This is a genomic window from Microbacterium sp. Leaf351, from assembly GCF_001423825.1.
Classification (GTDB): domain Bacteria; phylum Actinomycetota; class Actinomycetes; order Actinomycetales; family Microbacteriaceae; genus Microbacterium; species Microbacterium ginsengisoli.
Genome location: NZ_LMPK01000015.1, coordinates 52,185 through 55,472 on the forward strand (window position 1 = coordinate 52,185; position 3,288 = coordinate 55,472).

Below are 3,288 nucleotides of genomic sequence, written 5' to 3' on the forward strand. Positions count from 1 at the left end.
GATCGGCGTCGACGTCGAGGTCGTCGCCGAGCTCGGGACCGTCGTAGGGGGCGACCTCGTCGGCGGCCTCCTGGGCGAGCTCCGCGGCCTCCTCGGCAGCGGCGTCGGTGAGCACCTCTGCGGCGGCCTCGGCCTCCGCAGTCTCGTCGATCTCGAGAGCGTCGTTCACGATCGCATCAGCCTCCGGGTCGTCGATCTCGACGACGTCGTCGTCGAAATCCGCGTCATCCTCGTCCTCGACGTGGAGCGCGACCTGCTCGGCGGCGGTCACCGACTCCTCTTCCGCGGCGAGCGTGTTGCCATCCTGCGCGGCGTCGTCCTCGCTGGACTGCTCGGCGGCCGTCGCCCAATCGGCGTCGTCGACATACTTTTCAGACACGTGCGTTCTTCCTCAGTTCTCCGGTGCGGATCCGGCGCTCAGGCGCCCGGGGTTCCGAACACCACGGTCGTCAGCCACACGAACAGGAGGTCGAGTCCGTAGACCACCGCCATCATGACGATGACGAAGCCCAGCACGACGGCTGTGAACTTGACGAGCTCCTGCCGGGTCGGGGTGACGACCTTGCGCAGTTCCGCGATGACCTGACGGATGAACAGGACGATGCGAGCGAAGATGTTGGGCTTCTTCTCGCGGCGTGCATCGCTTTTCGCGACGACGTCGTTCTTCGCCTCGTCCTGGACCATTGACTCCACCTGGATCATCGTTGTGTCAGCTGTTGCGCTGACGCGCAGGGCGGACAGGAATCGAACCTGCAACCTGCGGTTTTGGAGACCGCTGCTCTGCCAATTGAGCTACCGCCCTAGAGACCCGGAGGTCTCGGCGCCCGCACTTCTGCCGCAACCGGAGGGAGGGGGTCTCGCACCCGATCTTCGGGCACGGCAAAAGAATGCAGACTTCTACTGCACGTTCCAGTGTACGTCATGCCTCCGGCGCGCTGCGACCCGGGGTCAGAACACGTGCACCCCGGAGCGGTCCGGTTCGGGGGCGAATCCGAAGGCGCGACCGGTGATCTCGGCCGCCGTGACGCGCACGTAGTTGCGCTTCAGAGTCGGCACCCACGGATGAAGGCCGAGCTGCTCGGCGGCCTCGATCTCGGCCTCCGTCTCGAGCCGCCGGGCGTGTCCGCGCACGATCACGCTCCATGCGCCGGCGTCCGTGTGGTCGTCGACCTCGAACAGCACCTCGTCGTTCACGGTCAGCTCGAACAGCTTGCTGCCCTCGGCCGTGCGGAACACGATGTCGCCGCCGCCGGTGACGACGTAGTTGACCGGAAACACGTCGAGCACGTTCCCGATATGCGTGACGAGCCGTCCGAGCTGCTGCGTCGCCAGGCGCCGCAAGCACTCCGACTCGTCGAGACTGTCCACCACCCCGATCTCGTCCATGCCCCGATTCTCCTCCCGATCGCGCCGCCGCACGAGGGGGATTCGGCGCGTTCCGCGGCCTACGATTCCGGGATGACCCTCGCACAGGAGCGGCTCGACGAGCTGTGGGATTTCGGGGATGCCGCGGCATCCGAGGGGCGCCTCGTCGCCGCTGCCGCAGCGGCGGCGGACGAGGACGAGCGGGCCGAGCTGGAGACGCAGATCGCCCGCGCGCTCGGCCTGCAGGCGAGGTACGCGCGTGCGCACGCCGTGCTCGACACGGTCACCGGGCAGGCGCCGGCCGCCGCCGTGCGGGTCGCGCTCGAGCGCGGAAGACTGCACAACTCGGCCGGCGACGCTCAGGGCGCGATCGTGCACTTCCGGCGGGCAGCGGATGCCGCGGCATCCGCCGGTCTCGTCTTCCTGTACGTCGATGCCCTGCACATGCTCGCGATCGCCGACCCGTCGAACGGCGATCGGCACACCGCGGCAGCATTCGCCGCGCTCGAGGACGTCACCGATGCGCGAACACAGCGCTGGCGCGTCTCCCTGCACAACAACGCCGGCTGGGCGGCGATGGCGGCGGGTCGCCCCGGCGACGCCCTCGTGTCGTTCCACGCCGCGCGCGCCGACGCCACACGGTGGGGGACCGCGCAGCAGATCGAGTGGGCCGACGAGGCCCTCGCCGAGTGCCGTGCGGCCCTCGGCGAGGAGGCGTGAGGTCAGCCGGCGACGCGGACGAGCTTCTTGTTGACGAACTCGTCGGCGGCGAGCAGACCCATCTCGCGGGAGGTGCCGCTGCGCTTGACGCCGCCGAAGGGCAGCTCGGGGCTGTCGGCGAGCACGAGGTTCACGTAGACCATTCCGGCATCGATGGCGTCGGCGACGCGCTCGGCCTGCGCCGGGTCGGTCGTGAAGACGTAGGAGCCCAGGCCGAACGACGTGTCGTTCGCGATCGCGACGGCCTCGTCCTCGCCGGCGACGCGGTAGACGACGCCGACGGGGCCGAAGAGCTCCTCGCGGTAGACGTCCATGTCGCTGGTGACATCGGTGAGCACGGTCGGCGCGTAGAAGGCGCCCTCGCGCGTGCCGCCGGCCACCAGCGTCGCACCCTGGGCGACCGCGTGGTCGACCTGGGCGGCCAGGCGCTCCGCCGCGGCGAGCGACGAGAGCGGGCCCAGCACGGTGTCCTCGGCGAACGGATCGCCGACCGTCGCCGCGGTCATCGCAGCCGTGAACTTCTCGACGAACGCGTCGTAGAGACCGGCGACCACGATGAAACGCTTGGCCGCGTTGCACGACTGCCCGGTGTTGTCCAGGCGCGCCTCGACCGCGGCGCTCACGGCACCGTCGAGGTCGTCGGTCGAGAGCAGGATGAACGGATCGGAGCCGCCGAGCTCGAGCGCGACCTTCTTGAGGTTGCGTCCGGCGATCTCCGCCACCGCGGCGCCCGCCCGCTCGGATCCCGTGACCGAGACGCCCTGCACCCGCGGGTCGGCGATGACGGTCGCCGCCTGGTCGTTGGTGATGTAGAGGTTGGTGTATCCCCCGACCGGCACGCCGGCGTCGTGGTAGATGCGCTCGATCGCGGCCGACGACTCGGGGCACTGCGGAGCGTGCTTGAGCAGGATGGTGTTTCCGAGCACCAGGTTCGGTGCGGCGAAGCGCGCGACCTGATAGGCCGGGAAGTTCCACGGCATGATGCCCAGCAGGACGCCGATCGGCGCCTTGCGGATCACCGCGGTGCCCTCGCCGAGGATGTCGATCGGCTGGTCGGCGGTGATCCGCCCGGCATTGTCGGCGTAGAACTCGGTGATGTCGGCGGCGAAGTCGACCTCGCCCTCCGCCGCGGCGAGAGGCTTGCCCATCTCGCGCACGATCAGCGCCGACAGCTCGTCGCGACGCTCACGGTGGAGCTCGGCC

The 3,288-nt window shown here is 69.6% G+C and carries 4 protein-coding genes, 1 tRNA gene and 1 pseudogene; 1 reads left to right on the forward strand and 5 read right to left on the reverse strand.

Annotated features, from left to right (window positions below):
* The 4 genes and pseudogenes from ASG00_RS17300 to ASG00_RS05915 all read right to left on the reverse strand — a co-directional run.
* Positions 1-379, reverse strand: a pseudogene (locus ASG00_RS17300) (transcription termination/antitermination protein NusG); the annotation flags it as partial.
* A gap of 38 nt (positions 380-417) precedes the next feature.
* Positions 418-684: a preprotein translocase subunit SecE gene (gene secE, locus ASG00_RS05905; protein ID WP_045247327.1), complete on the reverse strand. Its 267-nt coding sequence runs from the start codon at positions 682-684 to the stop codon at positions 418-420.
* A 45-nt stretch (positions 685-729) separates the two neighbouring features.
* Positions 730-802: transfer RNA gene (locus tag ASG00_RS05910), tRNA-Trp, on the reverse strand.
* Between the two features lie 146 nt (positions 803-948).
* Positions 949-1,386 (reverse strand): pyridoxamine 5'-phosphate oxidase family protein, encoded by a 438-nt coding sequence (locus tag ASG00_RS05915; protein WP_056207539.1) that lies wholly within the window; start codon positions 1,384-1,386, stop codon positions 949-951.
* A gap of 72 nt (positions 1,387-1,458) precedes the next feature.
* On the opposite strand from ASG00_RS05915, the gene ASG00_RS05920 reads away from it, so the two are divergent.
* On the forward strand, positions 1,459-2,085 hold the full coding sequence (locus ASG00_RS05920) for a hypothetical protein (RefSeq protein ID WP_056207540.1): 627 nt from the start codon (positions 1,459-1,461) through the stop codon (positions 2,083-2,085).
* A gap of 2 nt (positions 2,086-2,087) precedes the next feature.
* Here ASG00_RS05920 and ASG00_RS05925 read toward each other — a convergent pair.
* Positions 2,088-3,288: NAD-dependent succinate-semialdehyde dehydrogenase (locus ASG00_RS05925; protein ID WP_235559268.1), on the reverse strand; the 1,201-nt coding region annotated here is incomplete at its 5' end.